We start from the raw sequence: 20,902 nt of genomic DNA, 5'->3' as shown, positions 1-20,902 counted from the left end.
GGTCAGTCGCTTTCCTTGACGCGGTACACCAGCACGGTGTTCTTGGCGATGTTCAGCACCTTGATGGTGACGCTGCCCAGCAGCAGGCGCGACAGTCCGCTGCGGCCGTGGCTGCCGATGAAGATCAGGTCGCAGCCTTCCTGCTCGGCGGCCTGCACGATGCCGTCGGCCACATTGAAGTTGGACACCGACTTGCCGGTGGCCTTCACGCCGGCGGTCTCGGCGCGGTCCAGGATCTGCTGCAGATACTTCTTGGACTGCTCCTTGGCGGTCTTGTCGTAGTCTTCGTCGGTGATGGCGTAGGCGGCAGCCATGCCGTCAAAGCCGACCGTGGCGGCAAAAGGCTGGGTCACGTGCAGGGCCACGATTTCGGCGCCGATCTGCCGGGCAAAGGTCACGCCCTTGTTGGCGGCCTGGGACGACAGGACCGAACCGTCGGTTGGAATGAGAATCTTCTTGAACATGGCGATAACCCCCTTTGAATGGATACAGACAGCTTACCGTCGCGCTCACGCGCAAGACAAGCCTGGAACAGACCTGGACTTGAGCCAGATCAGGTTTCGGTTGCGGCGCGAAACAGGGTGGCGCAGCGGTTGCCTGTGCGGCAATAGGCCAGGATGGGCTTGGGCAATTCCTGCAGCAGTTCGGCAAAACGGTCCACGTCGGCCGCGGTGATGGCGCTGCCCACCACGGGCTGGTACTCCACCTGCAGGCCGGCGGCCTGGGCGGCCTGCATGACATCCGCGGACAAAGGCTGGCCGGGGCCGCCCTCCAGGTCGGGACGGTTGATGATCACGCTCTTGAAACCGGCGTCGGCCACGGCCTGCATATCGTCGCCCGATAATTGAGGAGCCACGGCAAACTGCTCGGTCAGCGATTGATAGGGAAGCGACATAGGAACTCCTGAAATCGGGATAAACTAGGTGCATTCAAAGGAAAAATAGTATGTCCACCCCCGGTACTGCGCAAGTCCCCTTTTCTTCTACGCCTTATCAGGACGCCGCGCCCGCCGACCTGCTGATACGCTCCGCCACGCTGGCGGACATGGACGCAGTCCAGGCCATCTACGCCTACCACGTGCTGCACAGCACGGCCACCTTCGAGGAAACGCCTCCGGACGTGGCCGAAATGCAGGCCCGGTTCACGCACATCACCGGCCAGGGCCTGCCCTGGCTGGTGGCCGTGCTGGACGGCCAGATCGTGGGCTATGCCTACGCGGGCCTGTACCGGCCGCGCGTCGCCTATCGCTTCACCCTGGAAGACTCCATCTACCTGGCCCAGGGACAGGTGGGCAAGGGCCTGGGCAAAGCCCTGCTGGCCCGCCTGCTCGAAGAATGCGAAAAAGGCCCGTGGCGCCAGATGATCGCCGTGATCGCGGGCCACGACAACCGCGGCTCCATCGGCCTGCACCGCTCCCTGGGCTTCACCCATGCGGGCACGCAGGTCGCCACGGGCTACAAGTTCCGGCAATGGATAGATGTGGTCTTCATGCAGCGCGCCCTGGGCGAAGGCAGCCAGACCCACCCGCGCGCCGACAGTTGACCGCGCGTTCAGGCGATACGCAGGCTGTACTGGTCCAGCCACCGGGCCATGTCCGGCCCTGACAGGACCTGGTATTCGGCCAGACGCTGCGCACCCAGCGGATCGCCGGCAAGCGCCTCCAGGGCGGGATGGCACATCAGGCTGTCGCCATGCCGCATGGCCGCCAGCCAGGCCTGCATCAAGCGGGCGTAGCGCGCCTGCCCGCCCTTGAAGTCATAGACGCCGGTAAAGCCGGCATTGAGGGTCACGCCCTTGGCCGCGGCCAGGCCCGCCAAGGCATCGGCCCCCAGCGAGGCGATCACGCGCGCCTTGAATCGTTCGCCAACGCTGAAGGCACTCCCCAGGCGCTGCGCGCCGGTATAGCGCAGCCAGGGCATGCGGCCGCCATAGCGGCGTTCCATCTCCTCCAGCAAGGCCTCTCGGATCACGGGCAGCTGATGCACGTGCTGATGCCCATCGATATAGTCGGGCCCCTGGCCCAGCGCCTGCTCGAACTCATCGCACTGGCGCGCGATGCTCGCCTTGACCCTGGCGCTGTCCAGTCTGTGCAGCAGACTGGACAGAATCACCTGCTTGAGAGGCATGGCATACACGCCCGGCCTGGAGCCGAACTCGGTAAAATTCAGGTGCAGGCCTTTTTGCAGATGGGTCTGACGCAGTGCCGGCGCGCTCTGCCTGAAGCTGGCGCCGTCCACCAGGCAGGATGTGCCGGACAGCCGCCGCGCCTGCGCCAATTCCAGCACGGCCGCATCCACGGCCGGCGCCATGCCGAAATCATCCGCGCAAATACTGATCTGCCTGTCCTTCGCCACTGTTCGCTCCACCTTCGCCATGTCCCGTCAAATCATTCTGTTCATCCTGGTCGGCACGCTGGCCGCCATCACGCACTGGGGCATTGTAGTCGCAGTGGTGCAAGCCCTGGGCGCGCCGGCTCTGCTGGCCAACCTGTTCGGCTGGCTGGTGGCTTTCCTCGTGTCGTTCAGCGGCCACTACTGGCTGACGTTCCGCCAGCAGCAGGCCCGCCTGCTGCCCGCCCTGGGACGCTTCTTTATGGTGTCGGCCGCCGGCTTCGCCGTCAACGAAGCCAGCTATGCCGCGCTGCTGAAATACAGCGGCCTGCGCTACGACATCCTGCTAGGCCTGATCCTCATTGCCCTGGCTGTGCTGACCTTCCTGGCAGGCCGTCTTTGGGCGTTTCGCCGCACATGAAGGCATGATCGTCCTCGTCGAAGCGCCACAAGGCGATGCGGTGATCTTCATATAAACGCTGGGCATGGGTCAGCACGAGGCTGTGACGTACCGCGTCAGGCGCGCCGATCAGCCAGAAGACCTGCTTGCCGTCCCGGCACAAGCGTTCGCGCAACGCATTCCGGTCGATCAACGTCGACGCGCCGTGCTGCGGCTCGAAACGGGCCGCTTCCACCAGTTCCTTGCGCCAGCTGTCCGTGCGGGCGATGTCCGGATCGGACCAGTCGCCCATGACGCTGACGGCTTTCAACCCCGGCACGTAGAAGCCCAGATCGTAGCGGTAGTCGTTCACGAAGACGACCTGGTCGCCCGGCTTGTATTCCGCCGCCAGCACATGGCCCAGGGCGCGGCTGTTGACTTGCGGCCGCATTACCATCGCCGCGACCGCACCCAGGCACAAAGCCACGCCCAGCGCCAGGCTCCAGACCGCACGCCGGTCTGTGCCGGCCTCCCCGTCCCGGCTGCGGCGGCGCACCAGCGCATCGGCCAGGAAGAAACTCCACGGCCCTATGGCGGGCAGGACGTAGCCCACCAGCTTGGAGGTCGGAATGGAGAAGAACACCACTACTGTCAGGAAGGCCGACAGCATCAGGCCGCGCACCGGTCCCAGGCCGTCGTCCGGCTTGCGGGCGCCGCTCCGGCGCTGGAACAGAAACGGCGTCCAGGTCAGCGTGGCGACGGGCATCAAGGCGAAATAAAACCAGAAAGGCTGGGGATTGTTGAAGCCCGTCTCCAGGAAGCGCTGGAAATGCTGATAGACAATGTAGTAATCGAAGAATCCGGGGTAGCGCGCCTGCATGGCCCACATCCAGGGCGTGGCCACCAGCGCGAGCACGCCCAGTCCGGTCAGGGAAAACAGTCGCAGCAGGATCCCGGGCTTGCCGCGGCCCAGCAGCCAGAACACCAGGATGCCGCCCGGAATCAGGATGCCGATCAGGCCCTTGGCCAGAAAGGCCAGGCCGGCCGTGGCGTACAGCCCCATCAGCGCCAGGCGGTAGGGACGGCCCTGCTCCATCTGCAAGGCCGTATGCGCGCCCAGCAGCACGCAACAGGTGATCCAGGCCGCCACGGTCATGTCCAGATTGGCATAATGCGACGCGCCGAACAGCAGCGGACTGCTGACCAGGATCAGGGCGGTCCAGGCCGCATGCTGGCGGCTGGCGTGCCGTCGGCAGAACGCATGCATGGCTCCGATCAGCAGCGCAGCCATGAGCGCCGGCACCAGGCGGGCCGCCACGAAGTTGACGCCGGCCACCTTCAGGCTCAGGGCGGTCAGCCAGTAATGCAGGGGCGGCTTATGGAAAAATGGCAGTCCGTCCAGGCGCGGCACCAGGTAGTCGCCCGACTGCAGCATGGACAAAGCCACTCCTACATAGCGGCCCTCGTCCGGAATCAGCAGGGGGTACGCCCCCAGCGTCAATGTGAACCACAGCAGGGACAGCAGCGTGACGGAGACGCTGGACATGGCGCCCAGGCGCTGCACGGCCGGCGCCAGCCAGCGGACGACGCCGCGTGCGCGCCCCACCGGAGCCGTTGCTGTGGAAACAGAAAGCGGGTTATCGATACTCATCGTTCGGGGTCAGGCTAATGATGTTGGGCAGACACGGCTGCGGCTGCCAGGGGAATTCAGAATATCGATGTGGTGCCGGACGGCCCCCGCTCAGGACGCATCGTCGGCTTGGGACTGCGCCAGCCCCTCGCCCTGGCGGCGGCGCACCAGATACAAGGGCCTGTTCTTGACCTCGGCGAAAATACGGGCCACATACTCGCCCACGATGCCCAGCGACAACATGTTCACCCCGGCGAAAAACAGCACCACGGTGATCAGGGTCGCCCAGCCTCGAACCGCGTCGCCATACAGCAGATGCTTGAAGATGATGAACAGGCCGTAACCAAAGGACAGCATGGCCAGCACCGCGCCCATCAGGGACAGCAGACGCAGGGGCCAGGTGGTGAAGGCGGTCAGGCCGTCCACCGCGAAGCGCAGCAGCTTGCCGGGACGAAAGCGGCTGACGCCGTGCAGGCGTTCCGCGGGCGAGTAATAAATGGGCTCGGACGGAAAGCCGACCCATGCGAACAGCCCCTTCATGAAGCGGCTGCGCTCGGGCAGGGCCAGCAAGGCATCGACCACGCAGCGATCCAGCAGGCGAAAATCGCCCGCGTCACGCGGCACGCGCAGCCCGCTGGAGGTACGCATGAGCTTGTAGAACAGGCTGGTACCGGCCCGCTTCATCCAGGTTTCGTCGTCGCGGGTTTCCCGCACGGCATAGACCATTTCCACCCCGCAGGCCCAGCGCTCCAGCATGTCCCGGATCAAGGCGGGCGGATGCTGCAGGTCTGCGTCCATGCAGACCACGACCTGGCCGCGGCTGGCCTGCAGGCCGGCGGTCAGCGCCGCTTCCTTGCCGAAGTTGCGCGACAGCTGGATGTAGACCAGTTGAGGATAGGTCTGGCGCAAGTGCTCCACCACCAAAGGCGTTGCATCGGTGCTGCCGTCATCAACGAAAATGATCTCGAAATCCTGTACCAGCTCGCGCAGTTGCGCGACCAGCACGGGCATCAGCGCCGGCAGGTTCTCTGCTTCATTCAACCCAGGAATGACGCAGGAAAGCGTCCGGGCCTGTCTCGTTATAGTCATTCGTCCTCAAGTCGCAGCTCTGTAACAAAATTAGCGTTCAGCCAACAAAAAGTAATCGTATCCCGCCGGAACTGCCAGCGCAATTTCGGCTTGCAGCCGATCTGTTTTTTGTCGGGAGAACGCTGCACAGCGCAGGTTCCGCCTATTTATCGACATACGGCGCCAGGCGGAACGCCCGACACCACAGCTTTACTCTGAAAACGGAGCCAGTGTACGGAAGCAAGCGTTGAATTCGCGTTGAATCGAGATATTATCTTGCGCGCCCAGGCCTCTAAGTGCGCTGCTTGACCGCGGCCGCCAAAGCCCATAAGATGGATCGAAAATATATCTTCAAGCCGCGACTTTCATGACCACAACGACTCTTTGCACCCGCCAGGAAATCCATGACCTGGTCTGGGATTTCTACGACCGCATCCGCATGGACGAGGTACTGGGCCCCATTTTTTCCGAACGCATCAAGGACTGGGACACGCACCTGGGTGTCATGGAGGAGTTCTGGTCGTCCCTGCTGCTCAAGACCGACGGCTACCAGGGCAACCCCATGGGCAAGCACCTGACTCTTTCACATATCCAGGCCAGCCACTTCGAACAATGGCTGCGCCTGTTCAAGGAAACCTGCGAGGAACGCGACAATCAGGCCATGGCGCAGCTCGCCCTGGAATACGCCCAGCGCATCGCCCGCAGCTTCTGGTTCGGGTATCAGTTCCAGCATCACCCCACCCAGGTCTCCACGGACCTGCAACTGCCCTGACCATGCGCCTGACCAACCTGACCGATTACGCCTTGCGCCTGCTCATGTACCTGGGCCAGCACGAAGACCGGCTCTGCACCATCGCCGAAATCGCCCAGTACCACCAGATCTCCGAAGCGCACCTGATGAAAGTCACGCATCTGCTGGCCAAAGGCGGCTGGATCCAGACCCAGCGCGGCAAGAACGGCGGCATGCGCCTGTCGCGCCCGCCCGAGGACATGAACCTGGGCCAGCTCGTGCGCTACACCGAGAACGACCTGGCCGTGGTGGAGTGCCTGGGCAGCGGCAGCCATTGCGTGATCAGCGGGCGCTGCGGCCTGAGCGGCATCCTGAACCAGGCCCTGGCCCGGTTCCTGTCCCACCTGGACGGCTATACCCTGAAAGACATCCTGCCGCCCGTCCCCGGGCATGAGCACGCTGTGCACTGGCCCACCGCCAGCCGTCCGGCGCACACCGGGACGCCATGAAGAAAACCGGGCCTGCGCCCGGTTTTCTTTGGGGTTGTCACTGCGCCACGATCAATTCGCAACGCAATGTGGCTGTATGGGCCCGGACAGCCTCCAGGACCTCTTCGTCCGGCACGCGGTCCAGATCGGTCAAGGCATAGCCCAGCTCACCTTGAGTCTGCAGCTGCTGCCGGCTGATGTTCAGTCCGTGTTCGGCCAGAATGTTGTTCAGGCCTCCCATCGCGCCGGGAATGTTGCGATGCACATGAAGCAGGCGGCATGCGCCGTGTATGTCGTGATAGGACACCTCCGGGAAATTCACCGCGCCCTTGGTCGCGCCGCTGCGCAGGAAGCTGACCAGCTTCTCGGCAACCTCGCGCCCTATGTTCTCCTGCGACTCCTGGGTGCTGCCGCCGATATGCGGCGTGAGGATCACGTTGGGCATGCCGATGAGCGGGCTTTTGAGGGGCTCATCGACGCTCTTGGGCTCCACCGGAAACACGTCCAGGGCGGCGCCGGCCAGATGGCCCGACACCAGCGCCTGGTGCAGGGCGGCTATATCCACCACCGTGCCCCGCGAGGCGTTGATCAGGATGGCGCCGGGCTTCATGGCGGCCAATGTGTCCGCATTGATGATGTTCTGCGTGGACTGGCCGCCCGGCACGTGCAGGGTGACCACATCGGATTCGGCCAGCATCTGCTTCAGGTTGCCGTAGACCCGCGCATTGCTCAACGGCAGCTTGGATTCCACGTCGTGATAGAGCACGCGCATGCCCAGGGCCTCGGCCAGGGTGCCGACCTGCGAACCGATATTGCCGTAGCCGATCACGCCCAGGGTCTTGCCGCGGATCTCGTAGGCGCCCTCCGCGCTCTTGTCCCAGAAGCCCTGGTGCACGCGCAGGTTTTTTTCAGGGATGCGGCGCAGCAGCAGAATGGCTTCGCCCAGCACCAGTTCAGCCACCGAGCGCGTGTTGGAGAACGGCGCGTTGAACACCGGTACGCCGCGGCGCTCGGCCTCGCCCAGATCGACCTGGTTGGTGCCTATGCAAAAGCAGCCCAGCACCTTGAGCTGGTCCGCCTGTTCCAGCACGCTGCTGTCGAACTGCGTGCGGGAGCGTATGCCCACCACCTGGGCGCCCTTCACGGCATCCAGCAATTCCTGGCCCGACAGGGCCCCCTTGTGGGTCTGGATGTCGGTGAATCCGGCGGCCTCGAAGACTTCACGGGCGCTGGGATGGATGTTCTCGAAAAGGACGATGCGACTCATGATGATTCCCGTCGTGTATATAGTATCTAAATGGTACTATTTTTAAGCCGTTTCCGCAGAGCATCAACAATGCCGGCATGGGCATCTCGTCCGCCATGAGCAACGGCCCGCATGGCGGGCCGTTGCTCCAGACGCGAGCCGTCAGGAATCAGGAACCGAAAGGCACCGGACGCGGCGTGTTGTCGCGCGAGGGCGGCAGGATGGGCAGGACGATTTCAGGCTGCTTGCCGGTCAAGGTCTTCAGGAAAGCCACGATCTGGGCGTTCTCCTGTTCGCTGAAGCTGCGGCCCAGCTGCAGGCGTCCCATGATGTCCACGGCTTCGGTCAGGGTGTTGACCGCGCCGTCGTGGAAATAGGGATAGGTCAGTTCCACGTTGCGCAGCGTAGGCACCTTGAAGTTGAAGCGGTCGGCGTCCTTGCCGGTGACAGCCGCGCGGCCTTCGGCAGGGTTGTCCGTCTTGTAGGGTTCGACCACGCCCATCTTCTGGAAGGACGTGCCGCCCAGGTTGGGACCATTGTGGCAGGCCACGCAACCGCTGGCCTTGAAGAGCTGATAACCGGCCAGTTCCTGGTCGGTGATGGCTTTCTTGTCGCCCTTGAGCCAAAGGTCGAAACGCGAATCCGGCGTGACCAGGGTTTCTTCGAAAGCGGCGATGGCCAGGGTGACTTCCTCGATGCCGAACTGATCCTTGCCGAACACCTGCTTGAACTCGTCCTTGTATTCGGGGATGGAGCTCAGGAATTCCAGCGCCAGTTCATGTGTGAAGGCCATCTCCTTGGGATTGGCGATGGGGCCGCCGGCCTGCTCTTTGAGATCGCTGGCGCGCCCGTCCCAGAACTGCGCCAGGTTCAGGCTGGAGTTCAGCACCGTAGGCGAATTGATGGGGCCTTCCTGCCAGCGGTCGCCGATGGAGGTGCGGATATTGTCCGTGCCGCCCATGCTCAGGTTATGGCAGGAGTTACAGGAGATGAAGCCCGAGCGGGACAGGCGAGGTTCGAAGAACAGTTTCTTGCCCAGTTCCACGCGCGCGGGATCGGTGACCTTGGCCTCGGGGATGACCTGAACAGGCTCGTAGGCGCTGGCGTGCGCGGCGGCGCCGGCGAACAGTGTGGCCGACAGGACAGAAAGAGCGAACAGGCGTACTTTCATGACGACTTCCTTGTGGGATGATAAAACTTCCTGCCAGTTGGATCCGGGCAGGACCCATAACCCTTCTGGCCTTAAGGTCATCGTAAGGAAAGGTCGGACATTACATATTGATACACCGCAAACAAACATGATTCCGTTCCCGCCGTAGGGAACTTTCACAAGCCGGGAACGGCGGCCCTGGCCGACCATGAAAAACGTGCCGCAGATCGTAATCGACCTGCGGCGCGCTCCATGCGCCGGCGCGGAAGAGTGTCGGCTGCCCTACACGCCCAGATAGCGCGTCCAGAGCGACCGGTCAGCCCCCAGGGCGTCCGAATCGCCCTGCCAGACCAGCTTGCCGCGTTCCAGGATGATGTGGTGGTCGGCCAGCGCCATCAGCCGCTCCACATACTTGTCGATCAGCAGGATGGTCTGCCCTTCCTCGCGCAGCACGGCCAGGCAGTTCCAGATCTCCTCGCGGATCTTGGGCGCCAGGCCCTCGGAGGCCTCGTCCAGGATCAGCAGCTTGGGATTGGTGACCAGGGCCCGGCCGATGGCCAGCATCTGCTGCTCGCCGCCCGAGAGCTGATTGCCCATATTGGAAGCCCGCTCCCGCAGGCGCGGGAAGAAGTCGTACACCCGCTCCGGCGTCCAGGCCTTGCTGGCCTTGGGATTGCGATTGCAGGCGAACGCCGTCAGGTGCTCGGCCACGGTCAGATTGGGAAAGCACTGCCGCCCTTCCGGCACGATGGCGATCCCGGCGCGGGCGATGCGGTCGGGGTTCCATCCCGAAATGGACTGGCCGTCGAACTTCACGTCCCCGCCGCGCACCGGCAGCAGGCCCAGGATGGTGCGCAACAGCGTGGTCTTGCCCATGCCGTTGCGGCCCAGCACGGTGACGACCTGCCCGGCCTTGATGGACAGGTCCACGCCGAACAGCACCTGGCTGGAGCCGTAGCCGCTTTGTAATTGAGTCGTTTCCAGCATGACGTCCTACCTTGGTGTTACCGGCGTGTCATCGTCGCCCAGATAGGCTTGACGCACGGCCTCGTTGTCGCGGATCTCGGCGGCCGTGCCCGTGGCGATGATGTGGCCGGCCACCAGCACGGAAATCCGGTCCGCCAGGCGGAACACCGCCTCCATATCGTGTTCGACCAATAGCATGGTGGCCTTGCCGCGCATGGATTCGATCAGCTCGGTCAGGCGCAGGGTCTCGTCGGGGCCCATGCCGGCCATGGGTTCGTCCAGCAGCAGGACCTGCGGGCGGCTGGCCAGCGCCAGGGCGAACTCCACCTTGCGCTGCTCGCCGTGCGGCAGTACGCCCGCCTGGGTATGCAGCAGCTCGGCGGCTATGGCGCATTCGGCCGCCAGCGCCCGGGCTTGCTCGTAGAGCTGCGTCTCGTCGTGGCGGGCGCGCCAGAAGCGGAAGCTGCTGCCGCTGCAGGCCTGCAGGGCCAGCACCAGGTTGTCCAGCACCGTGTAGTTCTTGAAGATGTTGGTGATCTGGAAAGACCGCGCCAGGCCTGCCGCCACGCGCTGGTTGCCCGACAGCGAAGTCACGTCGCGGCCGCCCAGCAGCAGCTGTCCTTCGTCGGGAGTCAGCGTGCCCGACAGCAGGTGGATCAGGGTGGACTTGCCCGCCCCGTTGGGACCGATCAGGCCATGGATCTCGCCGGGCACCAGGCTCAGGGACACATCGTCCGTGGCCTTGAGGGCGCCGAAGCGCTTGACCAGGCCGCGCGCCTCCAGGGAGGCGGCATGGGTTGCGGCCGGCGCCGCCATCGTCATCGTGCTCATGCCTGCTCCTTGGCCAGTTTGGCGGTGCTAGCGGGATCGGCGGCGGAACGAATGCGCACCAGTCCGGCCAGGCCCTTGGGCGCGAAGAACACCACCACCAGCAACAGGATGCCCAGCGGCATGTGCCAGTACTCGGTCCAGTTGCGCAGGATCTCTTCCAGCACCAGCATCACGAAGGCGCCCAGCGCGCCGCCGTACAGCAGGCCTATGCCGCCGACCAGCACCATGATGATGAGGTCTGCCGACTGGGTCCAGTTCATCAGGCTGGGCGAGACGAACAGGTTGTGGTTGGCCAGCAGCGCGCCGGCCAGGCCCATGACCGCGCCGCTGATCGTATAGGCGGTCAGGCGGATGCGGTAGACGGGGTAGCCCAGCGACTGCATGCGGCTCTCGTTCTCGCGGGTGCCCATCAGGGCCTGCCCGAAGCGGGCGTTGACCAGCCGCCGGAACAGGAACAGCACCAGGACCAGCACGGCCAGGACCAGGTAATAGAAGACCAGGTCGTTGCTCAGGTCCACGCCGGGCAGCTGCGAGGTGCTGTACAGGTTCAGCCCGTCCTCGCCGCCATACTGGCGCAGGGAGATGAACAGGTAGTAGATCATCTGGGCGAACGCCAGGGTGATCATGATGAAATACACCCCGCGGGTGCGCAGCGACACCGCGCCGGTCAGGAAGGCCAGCAGGCCGGAGACCAGCATGGCGGCGGGCCAGGCGATCAGGCCGCTGTCCACGCCTTCGGTGGCCAGGATGCCCACCGTGTAGGCGCCGGCGCCGAAGAATGCCGCGTGGCCCAGGGCCACCAGGCCGCCGTAGCCCAGCACCAGGTTCAGGGCGCTGGCCGCCATCGCGTAGATGAAGATGCGCCGCACGAAGGAAATGTAGAATTCGAGCCCGTACAGGGGCGCCAGCAGCGGGAAGGCGATCAGCGCCGCCAGCACCAGGACGGTGAAAATACGCGAAGTACTCATGTCATCAACCTCGCGCCGGGAACAGGCCCGATGGACGGAAGACCAGGACGCCGGCCATCAGCACGTAGATCAGGATGGCGGCCAGGGTGGGCCCCACGCTGGAGGCCACGTCGGCCGGAAACACATTGCGCAGCAGCATGGGCAGGAAGGCGCGGCCCGCCGTGTCCACCATGCCCACCAGCAAGGCGCCCACGAAAGCGCCGCGGATCGAGCCGATGCCGCCGATCACGATGCACACCAGCACCAGGATGAGGATCTCCTCGCCCATGCCGATCTGCACGGCGGTGATGGGGCCCAGCAGGGCGCCGGCCAGGGCGGCCAGGGCCGCCCCGAGCGTGAACACGCCCAGGAACAGCACCGGCACCTTGACCCCCATCAATGTCGCCATCTGACGGTTCGAGGCCCCCGCCCGCACCAGCACGCCGGCGCGGGTCTTGGTCACGAAGGCGTACAGCGCCAGGGCCATGACCAATCCCACCGCGATGATCATCAGGCGGAAGGCCGGATAGAGGAAATCGGGCAGGATCTCGACGGGGCCGGCCAGCAGGGCCGGCATGTTGAGCATCACGGGCGTAGGGCCCCAGATCATCTTGACCAGGTCGTTGGCGATCAGGATGACCGCGTAACTGCCCAGCACCTGCGCCAGGTGGTCGCGGGTGACCAGCTTGCGCATGATGAGGATTTCCAGGGCGATGCCCACGAGGGCCGTCACGCCCACCGCCACGATGATGGCGGCGGTGAACGAGCCGGTGCGCTGCATGGTTTCCGCGGCCACATAGGCTCCCGCCATATAGAGGGAGCCGTGGGCCAGGTTCATGATGTCCATGATGCCGAAGACCAGGGTCAGGCCCGCGGCGATCAGGAACAGCATCAAACCGAACTGCAAACCATTCAGCAGTTGCTCGGTTATCAGAATGAGCGACATGCTTCTACCACCTGAATCTTATTTGAGTTTGCAGTCTTTGACGTAGACGTCCTGGTGATTGTCGAACACCTTGCTGACCAGGCGGTTCACAAGGCGTCCGTCGGCGTCCTTCTCCACCTTGCGCAGGTAATACGCCTGGATGGGGAAATTGTTCGCGCCGTAGGTGAACTTGCCGCGCACGGAATCGTAGTCGGCGGCCTTCAGGGCCTTGAGCACGGCTTCGCGGTCCTTCACGTTGCCGTCCACCTGCTTGACGGCGGCGTCGATGGCCAGGATGACGTCATAGGCCTGGGCGGCGTACACGGAAGGATAGCGGCCGTTGTATTCCTTGCGGAAAGCGTCCACGAAGGTCTTGTTGGCCGGCACGTCCAGGTCCTGCGACCACTGGGCGGTGTTGTACATGCCCAGGATGGGTTCGCCCACTGCGGGAATGATGTCCTCGTCGCCCGAAAAAGCGGGGCCCAGCAGCACGATGTCCTTGTTCAGGCCGGCCGCCACGAATTGCTTGATGAAGTTGATGCCCATGGCGCCGGGCAGGAAGAAGTACACGGCCTGTGGCTTGGCGGCGCGGATCTGCGCCAGTTCGGCGGCATAGTCGATTTGGCCGAGCTTGGTGTAGATCTCGTCGCTGACTTCCTTGCCGTAGCCGCGCTTGAAGCCGGTCAGGTGGTCCTTGCCGGCCGGATAGTCCGGCGCAATGATGAACATCTTGTCGTAGTTGCGGTCGGCGGCCACCTTGCCGGCGGCTTCGTCAAAGGCGTCGTTCTGGTAGGACACGCCGAAGAAGTAGGCGTTGCAGCCTGCGCCGGCCAGCTGGCTGGGGCCGGGGTTGCTGGTCAGGTAGGGCACCTTGGCCGAAAACAGGGCCGGGGCCACGGCCAGCGCCACGTTGGAGCCGACCGGGCCGGTGAAGAAGTCGATCTTGTCGCGCTGGACGAAACGATTCACCAGCTGGCGGGCCTGGTCGGGGTTGCCGGCCATGTCCTGCTGGATGAATTCGGCGGGCTGGCCGCCCAGCTTGCCGTCCAGCATCTTGATGGCCAGATTGAAGCCATCGCGCACCTCGCCCCCCACGGCCGCAAACGGGCCGGACGTATCCATGGCCATGCCCACCTTGATGGTGTCGGCATGGGCCAGCGAACCGCCAAAAGCCGTGGCCAGAGCCACCGACAATACGATACGTTTCATGCTATCTCCTCGCGCCACAGCGCTTAAAGGCTGTCGTTATTCAGGGTGTGTGACAGACCGGATCCAGGTTCCAACCACACCAACTATTTATTTATAAATAGTTTAGTTATGAACGAATTCCGATGACAAGCTGTGGTTTTTACCTAGAGAACGAGCTGCCGGATGCTACCTTACCGACTGGCGCAACCCTGCGCCAACGCGGCAGGCGGATAAGCACTATAACGACTGCGGCAATACGGGTTTATGCACGTTTTCCTTGATGCCGCCCGGCGAACGGGCGGCGCCGCGCTGCTAAACTGGGCCTACGCCCATCCTCAGGAGCTTTCATGCATACATCGAACAAGCTATGCCGTCTGCTGGCCGGCGCCGCCCTGTTCGCGGGCCTGCTGGCGAACTCGCAGGCCGCCGACCCTGTCTACCTGTCCGACCTGGCCGCCGCCAGCAAGCCGGTCGCCGACCAGTACCGCGCGCTGATGCGGGACGTCTCCAAGCGCGCCAGCTGGGTGAACCAGTACGGCACCGCCTCGCCGGCCGAGGCCGTCTCGGCGGACGGACGCAACTACCAGCTCTTTCGCGCCTGCAAGCCGCACAATTGCCCCAGCGAAAGCTACGTGGTATTGCTGGACGCCCAGGACCAGACCATCAAATATGGCGCCTTCGTGGAAAACAAGACCTCCGGCTCCGGCCTGACCAGCAGCCGCATCCAGTGGCTGGGCAAGCCCGAGGACAGTCTGGCGCGCCAGATGGCCCCCTGGCTGTTCTAGCCGCGCACCATGCGGGGCCGGCGCAACGGCTCCGCATGGTTCGCGGCAGGCGTTTGCACAACATTCAGACACAATGTGTTAGCTTAGGCAAAATGGCGCGTGCCCGCCTTTGCCTTCACTGATCACGTCCAGAAAATAGATCATGCTGACACTGCAATCGCCTCCTCAAGGCGCGGCATTCGACGCCTTGCATGCCGTGAGCCTGGGCCAGGCCGGATGGAACGACGTCATGGTGGCCGCCAAACATCTGGTGGGGGCCGATTCGGCCACCATGCTGTGGCACAGCAAAAGCGCGCATGGCCTGGCGCACACGGAAACCGCCGACATTCCCGACCATACCCTGCAACTGTACGGCAGCCATTTCCACACCCGCGACCCCATGGCCCTGCGCCACTGGGGCTCGCCCGCCGGAACGCGCTTTTCCGGCGGCCAGGAGCTGGACAAGCAGGACAACATCAGCCGCAGTTTCTGGAACGACTTCATGCTGCCCTGCCGCATCCGCGAGATCCACGGCTGCGTGCTGACCAACGACACACAGTGGATCACCGCCATCAGCTTCCAGCGCAGCCGCCTGTACAAGCCCAGCACCGAGCTGCTGCGCACCGAACAGGCTTTCATGGCGCTGGCCGCCCAGGCCCTGCGGGAACAGCAGCAACGCAATGTGGCCGAACTCTCCCATCTGGGGCAGTTGCTGGGACCCCGGCACAACCTCTGGATGATCGTCAACAGCCGCGGCGAACTGATGAGCGATGTGCACCACCTGTTCCAGGAACTGGACCACGACCGCGGCCTGCAATTGGCGGACAACCAACTGCGCCACCAGGATCCTCGCTGGGACCGGCGCCTGGCGGCCGCGCTGCAGGAATGCGCGCAGGACCGCCGTCCCAGGCAACTGCACCTGCCCGACAATTGGGGCCGCTCCTATCGGCTGTACATAGGACCGGCCGAGCCGCGCTACAGCCAGGGCCTGCAGAGCATCCTGCAGCTACGGCTCGAATGCCGCCATATCTTTCACCTGCCCAACGCCGAACTGATCGCCGAGTTCTTTTCCCTGACGCCCACCGAGGCGCAGCTATGCCATTGCCTGGCCAGCGGCCTGGCGGTCAAGGACGCCGCCCAGGTGCTGGGCATGGCGCCCGACACGGCGCGCAAGCACCTGGCCTCCATCATGAAAAAGACCGGCTGCCATCGCCAGCCCGAACTGCTGCGCCTGATCACCTCGCTGTGAGCGGCCCTTGACCTTGCCCCCGTGGCAAGGCTTAAGCTGTCTGCATTGTTTCCATCAACAGGAGTCAGACAATGTCGACATTCTCCGTACCCGACATGAGCTGCGGCCATTGCGTGCGCAGCATCACCGAAGCCATCCACGCCATCGCCCCCCAGGCGACCGTCAACACGGACCTGGACAAGCACCACGTCACGGTCGAAGGCCTGGACGCCGACCAGGCCCTGAAGGCCATCGAAGAAGCCGGCTACACGCCCGCCAGGCTCTGAGGCCCGGGCGGCCCTGGCCCGCGCAGCCGGGGCCGCTCTTCCCTTCTCGCGCAGCCGGCCTACAATGCCTCCCACTCATGACTGATCACGGAGCGCATCCATGTCCTCGTTTCTCGTCCCCCAGCCCCTGACGCCCGACGCCTTCGCCCCTTACGGCTGGATGCTGGGCAAGGGCCTGAGCCACGCGCCCGCCGGGGCCGCCTTCAGCAACGCCGCCACCGACTTCTGGCGCGAGCACGCTTTCGACTCCGGGGAAGGCGGCGGCACGGAAGTGCTGTGGATCAATTACCGTATACGTGATCCGCAGGTCGCCGCCCTGGAACAGCACCTGCTGACCCAGCAGGCCCTGGTGCCACTGACCGGCGAAGTGGTGCATGTCGTGGCCGCCAGCGACGCGCAGGGCGGGCCCGACCTGGCCACCTTGAAGGCCTTCGTGCTCGCGCCGGGTCAGGGCGTATGCATGCGTCCGGGCTGCTGGCACAGCAGCCGCGTGCGCGACGGAGAAGTCGCCTGCCTGATGCTGACGCGCGTGTCGACCACCCTGGACCTGGTGGCCCACCTGACCGAAGGCGCACCCGCCAAGGAAAGCGAGATCCGCTCCATAGCCCCCGTCACGCTCGCCCTGTAGCGCCGGCATCAGAAGGTGGAGGCAGCCCCATATTTCAGGGCCAGTTCGATGAAGGCGCGCATGGCGGCCGACTGATAGGCGCCCTTGCGCTGCATCAGGATGGCGCGCCGCTGCGGAGGCGCCGGCTCCAGCCCCACCGCCGCCAGATATTCGCTGTTGCCGGCAATGGCGGCCGGCAGCAGGGTGGCCAGGCCGGTGCGCCGTACGATCTCGATGACGGCGTTCAGGGAATTGGACTCCATCAGTACATGCAGATCCAGGTCATGCTGGCGGCAATGGCGCTCGATCTGTCCGCGGGTGGCGAACTCCGGCGTCAGCAGCACCAGGGATTCGCGCATCAAGGTGTCGCGGTCTATGCTGCGGCGCTCCGCCAGCGAATGCGTGCGGCCCACCACCAGCGCCAGCGTCTCCACCAGCAGGGGCTGGAACTCGACAGCGGCGGACGTGGGTTTTTCGAACGCGATGCCTATGTCCAGCTCGTCCTCCACCAACTGGGTCTCGACCCGTTCCTGCAGCATTTCCTGCATGACCAGGCGCACATTGGGATAGCGACGGTGGAAGGCCTCGACCAGGGGCCCGATCAGATAGGATGTGAAGGTGGGCGCCACGGCCACGCGCAGCGAGCCGCGACTGAGATCGCCCACGTCGTGGATGGCGCGCCGCCCCTCCTCCAGGTCCTGCAGGGCCTGACGGGCATAGCGCCGATAGACCTCGCCGGCGTCGGTCAGGCGCACAATGCGCCCGTTGCGGTCGAACAATTGCGCGCCCAAGTGATCTTCCAACTGACGGATCTGCTGCGACAAGGCCGGCTGGGACACATGCAGGGCGTGCGCCGCGCGAGTGAAGCTCTGATACTGGGCAACCGCCAGGAAGTAATTGAGATGACGCAAGAGCACGCCGGCCACTCCTATAAGCAATACCAATTAACTGTATCAGAAAACAGTATTTTACCTTATGATTAAGGAAGAGTAATCTTCAGCCTGACCTAGACTACAAGGACAAGGATGAAAGATATTATTGAAGGTTTTCTGAAGTTTCAGCGGGAAGCCTACCCCAAGCGCGCCAAATTGTTCAAAAACCTGGCCACGCGCCAGAACCCACGCGCATTGTTCATCTCCTGTTCCGACAGCCGCCTGGTCCCCGAGCTGGTCACCCAGCGTGAACCGGGAGACCTTTTCGTGATCCGCAACGCCGGCAACATCGTTCCGTCCTATGGACCGGAACCCGGCGGCGTCACGGCGTCGGTCGAATACGCCGTCTCCGCCCTGCGCGTCTCGGACATCGTCATCTGCGGCCACTCCGATTGCGGCGCCATGACCGCCATCGCCACCTGCCAATGCCTGGACCACATGCCGGCCGTGGATCATTGGCTGCGCTACGCCGATTCGGCCCGCCTGGTCAATGAAGCCCGCGAACACGCCAACGAGCACGAACGCATCGCCTCCATGGTGCGCGAAAATGTGATCGCCCAGCTGGCGAACATCCAGACCCACCCCTCGGTGCGCCTGGCCATGTCCGAAGGCCGGTTGACCCTGCACGGCTGGGTCTACGACATCGAATCGGGCACCATCGAAGCCTACGACGGCGGCGCCATGAAGTTCGTCCCCCTGGCCGAGAACCCCACCGTGCGGGCAGCCCCCAACAGCCGCTGAAGCCTCGCAGTCCGCCTTCATACGCCAGCAAGCGCCATGCCCGCAGGCATGGCGTTTTTTGCATTCAGGAACGCAATCCATCGTTGACCCCGGCCATGATGAACAGGCCGGCCGGCGCCGCGTTGACGGTCGCCGCCGACCTGCATCGCCCTGCTTTGCGCCTTCTTGAACGGACACGTTCAGTTCACAACACCATCTCCCGCTTCAGCCGTTTTCTCCATTGCAAGAGTCGTCCTGGCAGAGGTCCGGCAACAGCCTGCTTTCGTTCAGATATGGAACCATATTGAAAACCACGCAAACCAATAGGCAAGAAAAAAGAGCATCCTGACGCGCAGGAGAGGCGCGGCCGTCAAGGCTTGCGTTGGACGGCTCCTTTTCTCCGCAGAGCTTGATCCCCTCAAGCTCCGACCGTGATGAATCCAGGTCTGCCCGAGTTCCTGATCGGACTCTAGAACCCGATTGAATCGTGAACCCGATTGAAATCGGAAAAGCCTGAAGACGGGAACCAAGAATTCCGCTGTTTTCCTGGAGCATCGATCAAAAAACCCTTCTTGTCGGCTGGCTCAATCATGAAAAAAACCTGTCTTGCCCTGGCACTGGCCATTCTGGGTGCAAACGCCCAGGCTCAATCCTTCTCCCGCCTCTACTTCATCGGCGACAGCCTGAGCGACAGCGGTCAGTTCGGCTCGCGCTTCACCACCAATCCGGGCCAGGTATGGGCTCAGGATCTGGCAAGCCGCCTGGGAAACGAAGCGCTGCCCAGCACCCAGGGCGGCAGCGACTATGCGGCAGGCGGCGCCCGCGTCGTGGTGGATGACAAAGCCGATCCCACCAAACCCGTCGGCCCTACCAACCCCGTCCTGCCTTCCATGACCACCCAGGCCCGGCACATGCTGGCCATGCAGGGCGGACGCCTTGACGGCCAGGCCCTTTACAGCGTCTGGGGCGGCCCCAACGATTTGTTCGCCGCCGCCCAGGATCCGTTTCACGCGAACGAGATCATTGCGGAATCCCTGATCGGCCAGGCCACGCTGATCAATCAACTGTCGCAGGCCGGCGCGCGCTACATACTGGTCCCCAACATCCCCGATCTGGGCATGGCGCCGGCATTCGCCGGCTCTCCCTGGCTGGCCGCCCTCGCCAGCCGGATGAGCAACAGCTACAACCAGAACCTGGACCTGCTGCTGAGCCGCAGCCCCGCCAACATCATTCCCTTGAACGTCTCCAACCTGCTGCACGAAGTGATGGCCGAACCCGCCGCCTATGGGTTCGCCAATGTGACGGACACCGCGTGCGGCTCAGTCTCGTCACGCCTTTGCACGCCGGCCGACCTGGTCGAGCCCAACGCCGACCAGACCTATCTGTTCGCCGACGGCGTGCATCCCACGACGGCCGGCCACCGCATGGTCGCCGACTATGCGCAGTCCGTGTTGAACGCACCGGCTCGGATGGCCGTACTGGCGCCCGCCGCCAACACGGCCGGCCTGATGCAGATGCAACATATAGACCGCCGCCTGCAGGAAGCCGGACGGCAGCAGAACAGCGCGCTGTCCGTCTGGGCCCAGGGCGCGGCGGTCACCGGCAGCGGTCATGGCGTCAACACCCGCCTGGACGGCACCGGCGGCAGCTGGCTCGTCGGGGTGGACCAGTACCTGGACGCCTGGACCATCGGCGCCTACCTGTCTTACGACAATCTGGACGGCAAGGCGGAAGATCGCCACACCTATGCGCAAAAGCGCCAGGGGGGCGGGGTATACGGCCGCTGGCAGTCCGCGGACCTGTGGATGAACGCGCAGCTCTACTATGCCAGCCTGGACAATGACACCCGGCGCCGGATCCCCCTGGGCGCCGCCGGCCGTGAACATCGAGCCAGCGCCGGCGGACAGCAGCTCGGCGGCAAGGTATCCGCCGGCTATCAATGGCGGGCCAGCGCGTTCACCCATGGTCCGGTCGCGGGCCTGAGCGTGCAGAAAGCCAGGATCAAGCGCCTGGACGAGGACGGCAAGGGCCTGTCCACCTCCATGAGCTTCAATGCCCAGGATCAGACCTCCGTGCAAAGCAGCCTGGGCTATCAGGTGGCCGTGCCCCTGAACCCGCAATGGACCGTGCATGCATCCGCGCAATGGCTGCACGAATTCAAGAAGCCCGCCCAGGAAATGGGCGCCCGCCTGCAGGACGGCATATATGACAACCGCACTTTCTACCTGCCCACAGGCCAGGAATGGGCCCGCAACAGCGGCCTGCTGGAGCTGAACGCCGCCGCCCAGTTGAACCGGAACTGGAACCTGGGCGCCGGCGTCAGCGCCCAGGTCGGCAAGGCGCCCAATGCCCAGACGGTGGTTTACCTGAACACCGCGTATCGCTTCTGATACCTTGCAGTTGGCCTTTTTCGGATGGCCTTTGTCCGGCAAGGGATAGCAAGCCTGACGCCTCGTTCGCTACCTTATGGACATGCGCCGCCACCG

General features: G+C 64.1%; 23 protein-coding genes. 10 read left to right on the top strand and 13 right to left on the bottom strand.

Annotated elements, in window-relative coordinates; all coding sequences use genetic code 11:
- Positions 1-2 precede the first annotated feature (2 nt).
- Entirely contained in the window at positions 3-464 is a 462-nt protein-coding gene (locus ACF3ND_RS03130) for a universal stress protein (protein WP_394064152.1), read from the bottom strand.
- 89 nt (positions 465-553) lie between these two features.
- Positions 554-895 carry a TIGR01244 family sulfur transferase gene (locus ACF3ND_RS03125; RefSeq protein WP_394064150.1) on the bottom strand — a complete coding sequence of 114 codons (342 nt, stop codon included), beginning with the start codon at positions 893-895 and terminating at the stop codon, positions 554-556.
- 50 nt (positions 896-945) lie between these two features.
- Between ACF3ND_RS03125 and ACF3ND_RS03120 the strand changes: the two genes are divergently transcribed.
- Entirely contained in the window at positions 946-1,542 is a 597-nt protein-coding gene (locus ACF3ND_RS03120) for a GNAT family N-acetyltransferase (protein WP_394064148.1), read from the top strand.
- An 8-nt stretch (positions 1,543-1,550) separates the two neighbouring features.
- Here the strand turns inward: ACF3ND_RS03120 and ACF3ND_RS03115 are convergent, their stop codons facing one another.
- The gene (locus tag ACF3ND_RS03115) at positions 1,551-2,309 is read right to left on the bottom strand and encodes a ChbG/HpnK family deacetylase (protein WP_394064146.1); all 759 of its coding nucleotides are present in this window, start codon (positions 2,307-2,309) and stop codon (positions 1,551-1,553) included.
- Here ACF3ND_RS03115 and ACF3ND_RS03110 point away from each other — a divergent pair.
- On the top strand, positions 2,308-2,751 hold the full coding sequence (locus tag ACF3ND_RS03110; protein ID WP_394064144.1) for a GtrA family protein: 444 nt from the start codon (positions 2,308-2,310) through the stop codon (positions 2,749-2,751). The two genes, ACF3ND_RS03115 and ACF3ND_RS03110, sit on opposite strands and share 2 nt — an antisense overlap.
- Here the strand turns inward: ACF3ND_RS03110 and ACF3ND_RS03105 are convergent.
- Together ACF3ND_RS03105 and ACF3ND_RS03100 are read right to left on the bottom strand one after the other, a co-directional pair.
- Positions 2,690-4,360 (bottom strand): ArnT family glycosyltransferase, encoded by a 1,671-nt coding sequence (locus tag ACF3ND_RS03105; RefSeq protein ID WP_394064142.1) that lies wholly within the window; start codon positions 4,358-4,360, stop codon positions 2,690-2,692. The genes ACF3ND_RS03110 and ACF3ND_RS03105 overlap by 62 nt on opposite strands.
- 90 nt (positions 4,361-4,450) lie before the next feature.
- Positions 4,451-5,428, bottom strand: coding sequence for a glycosyltransferase family 2 protein (locus ACF3ND_RS03100; protein WP_394064140.1), 978 nt, complete (start codon positions 5,426-5,428; stop codon positions 4,451-4,453).
- 346 nt (positions 5,429-5,774) lie between these two features.
- Here ACF3ND_RS03100 and ACF3ND_RS03095 point away from each other — a divergent pair, with 346 nt between their 5' ends.
- Both ACF3ND_RS03095 and ACF3ND_RS03090 read left to right on the top strand, forming a co-directional pair.
- Positions 5,775-6,179, top strand: coding sequence for a group III truncated hemoglobin (locus tag ACF3ND_RS03095; protein ID WP_394064138.1), 405 nt, complete (start codon positions 5,775-5,777; stop codon positions 6,177-6,179).
- Positions 6,180-6,181: 2 nt separating this feature from the next.
- Positions 6,182-6,646 carry an RrF2 family transcriptional regulator gene (locus tag ACF3ND_RS03090; protein ID WP_394064136.1) on the top strand — a complete coding sequence of 155 codons (465 nt, stop codon included), beginning with the start codon at positions 6,182-6,184 and terminating at the stop codon, positions 6,644-6,646.
- 37 nt (positions 6,647-6,683) lie between these two features.
- Here ACF3ND_RS03090 and serA read toward each other — a convergent pair whose 3' ends face one another.
- The 7 genes from serA to ACF3ND_RS03055 all read right to left on the bottom strand — a co-directional run bounded on the left by serA (position 6,684) and on the right by ACF3ND_RS03055 (position 13,899).
- Positions 6,684-7,892, bottom strand: coding sequence for a phosphoglycerate dehydrogenase (gene serA, locus ACF3ND_RS03085; protein WP_394064134.1), 1,209 nt, complete (start codon positions 7,890-7,892; stop codon positions 6,684-6,686).
- A gap of 148 nt (positions 7,893-8,040) precedes the next feature.
- Positions 8,041-9,042: a cytochrome-c peroxidase gene (locus tag ACF3ND_RS03080; protein ID WP_394064132.1), complete on the bottom strand. Its 1,002-nt coding sequence runs from the start codon at positions 9,040-9,042 to the stop codon at positions 8,041-8,043.
- Between the two features lie 261 nt (positions 9,043-9,303).
- On the bottom strand, positions 9,304-10,008 hold the full coding sequence (locus tag ACF3ND_RS03075; protein WP_394064130.1) for an ABC transporter ATP-binding protein: 705 nt from the start codon (positions 10,006-10,008) through the stop codon (positions 9,304-9,306).
- 6 nt (positions 10,009-10,014) lie between these two features.
- The gene (locus ACF3ND_RS03070; protein WP_394065772.1) at positions 10,015-10,809 is read right to left on the bottom strand and encodes an ABC transporter ATP-binding protein; all 795 of its coding nucleotides are present in this window, start codon (positions 10,807-10,809) and stop codon (positions 10,015-10,017) included.
- Between the two features lie 5 nt (positions 10,810-10,814).
- Positions 10,815-11,786, bottom strand: coding sequence for a branched-chain amino acid ABC transporter permease (locus ACF3ND_RS03065; RefSeq protein ID WP_394064128.1), 972 nt, complete (start codon positions 11,784-11,786; stop codon positions 10,815-10,817).
- A gap of 4 nt (positions 11,787-11,790) precedes the next feature.
- Entirely contained in the window at positions 11,791-12,711 is a 921-nt protein-coding gene (locus ACF3ND_RS03060) for a branched-chain amino acid ABC transporter permease (RefSeq protein WP_394064126.1), read from the bottom strand.
- Positions 12,712-12,729: 18 nt separating this feature from the next.
- Positions 12,730-13,899 carry an ABC transporter substrate-binding protein gene (locus ACF3ND_RS03055; RefSeq protein WP_394064124.1) on the bottom strand — a complete coding sequence of 390 codons (1,170 nt, stop codon included), beginning with the start codon at positions 13,897-13,899 and terminating at the stop codon, positions 12,730-12,732.
- Between the two features lie 326 nt (positions 13,900-14,225).
- Here ACF3ND_RS03055 and ACF3ND_RS03050 point away from each other — a divergent pair, with 326 nt between their 5' ends.
- The 4 genes from ACF3ND_RS03050 (at position 14,226) to ACF3ND_RS03035 (ending at position 16,785) form a co-directional block, all read left to right on the top strand.
- Positions 14,226-14,663: an Ivy family c-type lysozyme inhibitor gene (locus ACF3ND_RS03050; protein ID WP_394064123.1), complete on the top strand. Its 438-nt coding sequence runs from the start codon at positions 14,226-14,228 to the stop codon at positions 14,661-14,663.
- Positions 14,664-14,805: 142 nt separating this feature from the next.
- Positions 14,806-15,891, top strand: coding sequence for a helix-turn-helix transcriptional regulator (locus ACF3ND_RS03045; protein WP_394064121.1), 1,086 nt, complete (start codon positions 14,806-14,808; stop codon positions 15,889-15,891).
- Between the two features lie 71 nt (positions 15,892-15,962).
- Complete coding sequence (locus ACF3ND_RS03040) at positions 15,963-16,157, top strand: heavy-metal-associated domain-containing protein (RefSeq protein WP_394064119.1); 195 nt, start codon at positions 15,963-15,965, stop codon at positions 16,155-16,157.
- Positions 16,158-16,257: 100 nt separating this feature from the next.
- Positions 16,258-16,785, top strand: coding sequence for an ureidoglycolate lyase (locus tag ACF3ND_RS03035; protein WP_394064117.1), 528 nt, complete (start codon positions 16,258-16,260; stop codon positions 16,783-16,785).
- 8 nt (positions 16,786-16,793) lie between these two features.
- Here the strand turns inward: ACF3ND_RS03035 and cynR are convergent, their stop codons facing one another.
- On the bottom strand, positions 16,794-17,681 hold the full coding sequence (gene cynR, locus ACF3ND_RS03030) for a transcriptional regulator CynR (protein ID WP_394064115.1): 888 nt from the start codon (positions 17,679-17,681) through the stop codon (positions 16,794-16,796).
- A gap of 108 nt (positions 17,682-17,789) precedes the next feature.
- On the opposite strand from cynR, the gene ACF3ND_RS03025 reads away from it, so the two are divergent.
- The gene (locus ACF3ND_RS03025) at positions 17,790-18,437 is read left to right on the top strand and encodes a carbonic anhydrase (protein ID WP_394064113.1); all 648 of its coding nucleotides are present in this window, start codon (positions 17,790-17,792) and stop codon (positions 18,435-18,437) included.
- A gap of 569 nt (positions 18,438-19,006) precedes the next feature.
- Entirely contained in the window at positions 19,007-20,806 is a 1,800-nt protein-coding gene (locus tag ACF3ND_RS03020) for an autotransporter domain-containing protein (RefSeq protein ID WP_394064111.1), read from the top strand.
- Positions 20,807-20,902: the final 96 nt, after the last annotated feature.

It is taken from the genome of Alcaligenes sp. WGS1538, from assembly GCF_043187505.1.
In the GTDB taxonomy this organism is placed as follows: domain Bacteria; phylum Pseudomonadota; class Gammaproteobacteria; order Burkholderiales; family Burkholderiaceae_B; genus Alcaligenes.
Note: the sequence above shows the minus strand (reverse complement) of the source record. Positions and strands in the feature narration are given on the sequence as shown.

What these genes read in the sequence shown, in the direction of transcription:
- ACF3ND_RS03050 (WP_394064123.1), top strand. Translation starts at nt 14,226, where the DNA reads ATGCATACATCGAACAAGCTATGCCGTCTGCTGGCCGGCGCCGCCCTG.
- ACF3ND_RS03105 (WP_394064142.1), bottom strand. Translation starts at nt 4,360, where the DNA reads ATGAGTATCGATAACCCGCTTTCTGTTTCCACAGCAACGGCTCCGGTG.
- ACF3ND_RS03055 (WP_394064124.1), bottom strand. Translation starts at nt 13,899, where the DNA reads ATGAAACGTATCGTATTGTCGGTGGCTCTGGCCACGGCTTTTGGCGGT.
- ACF3ND_RS03125 (WP_394064150.1), bottom strand. Translation starts at nt 895, where the DNA reads ATGTCGCTTCCCTATCAATCGCTGACCGAGCAGTTTGCCGTGGCTCCT.
- serA (WP_394064134.1), bottom strand. Translation starts at nt 7,892, where the DNA reads ATGAGTCGCATCGTCCTTTTCGAGAACATCCATCCCAGCGCCCGTGAA.
- ACF3ND_RS03080 (WP_394064132.1), bottom strand. Translation starts at nt 9,042, where the DNA reads ATGAAAGTACGCCTGTTCGCTCTTTCTGTCCTGTCGGCCACACTGTTC.
- ACF3ND_RS03060 (WP_394064126.1), bottom strand. Translation starts at nt 12,711, where the DNA reads ATGTCGCTCATTCTGATAACCGAGCAACTGCTGAATGGTTTGCAGTTC.
- ACF3ND_RS03110 (WP_394064144.1), top strand. Translation starts at nt 2,308, where the DNA reads ATGCCGAAATCATCCGCGCAAATACTGATCTGCCTGTCCTTCGCCACT.
- ACF3ND_RS03130 (WP_394064152.1), bottom strand. Translation starts at nt 464, where the DNA reads ATGTTCAAGAAGATTCTCATTCCAACCGACGGTTCGGTCCTGTCGTCC.
- ACF3ND_RS03120 (WP_394064148.1), top strand. Translation starts at nt 946, where the DNA reads ATGTCCACCCCCGGTACTGCGCAAGTCCCCTTTTCTTCTACGCCTTAT.
- ACF3ND_RS03040 (WP_394064119.1), top strand. Translation starts at nt 15,963, where the DNA reads ATGTCGACATTCTCCGTACCCGACATGAGCTGCGGCCATTGCGTGCGC.
- ACF3ND_RS03020 (WP_394064111.1), top strand. Translation starts at nt 19,007, where the DNA reads ATGAAAAAAACCTGTCTTGCCCTGGCACTGGCCATTCTGGGTGCAAAC.
- ACF3ND_RS03095 (WP_394064138.1), top strand. Translation starts at nt 5,775, where the DNA reads ATGACCACAACGACTCTTTGCACCCGCCAGGAAATCCATGACCTGGTC.
- ACF3ND_RS03115 (WP_394064146.1), bottom strand. Translation starts at nt 2,309, where the DNA reads ATGGCGCCGGCCGTGGATGCGGCCGTGCTGGAATTGGCGCAGGCGCGG.
- ACF3ND_RS03090 (WP_394064136.1), top strand. Translation starts at nt 6,182, where the DNA reads ATGCGCCTGACCAACCTGACCGATTACGCCTTGCGCCTGCTCATGTAC.
- ACF3ND_RS03075 (WP_394064130.1), bottom strand. Translation starts at nt 10,008, where the DNA reads ATGCTGGAAACGACTCAATTACAAAGCGGCTACGGCTCCAGCCAGGTG.
- ACF3ND_RS03065 (WP_394064128.1), bottom strand. Translation starts at nt 11,786, where the DNA reads ATGAGTACTTCGCGTATTTTCACCGTCCTGGTGCTGGCGGCGCTGATC.
- ACF3ND_RS03035 (WP_394064117.1), top strand. Translation starts at nt 16,258, where the DNA reads ATGTCCTCGTTTCTCGTCCCCCAGCCCCTGACGCCCGACGCCTTCGCC.
- ACF3ND_RS03045 (WP_394064121.1), top strand. Translation starts at nt 14,806, where the DNA reads ATGCTGACACTGCAATCGCCTCCTCAAGGCGCGGCATTCGACGCCTTG.
- ACF3ND_RS03025 (WP_394064113.1), top strand. Translation starts at nt 17,790, where the DNA reads ATGAAAGATATTATTGAAGGTTTTCTGAAGTTTCAGCGGGAAGCCTAC.
- ACF3ND_RS03070 (WP_394065772.1), bottom strand. Translation starts at nt 10,809, where the DNA reads ATGACGATGGCGGCGCCGGCCGCAACCCATGCCGCCTCCCTGGAGGCG.
- ACF3ND_RS03100 (WP_394064140.1), bottom strand. Translation starts at nt 5,428, where the DNA reads ATGACTATAACGAGACAGGCCCGGACGCTTTCCTGCGTCATTCCTGGG.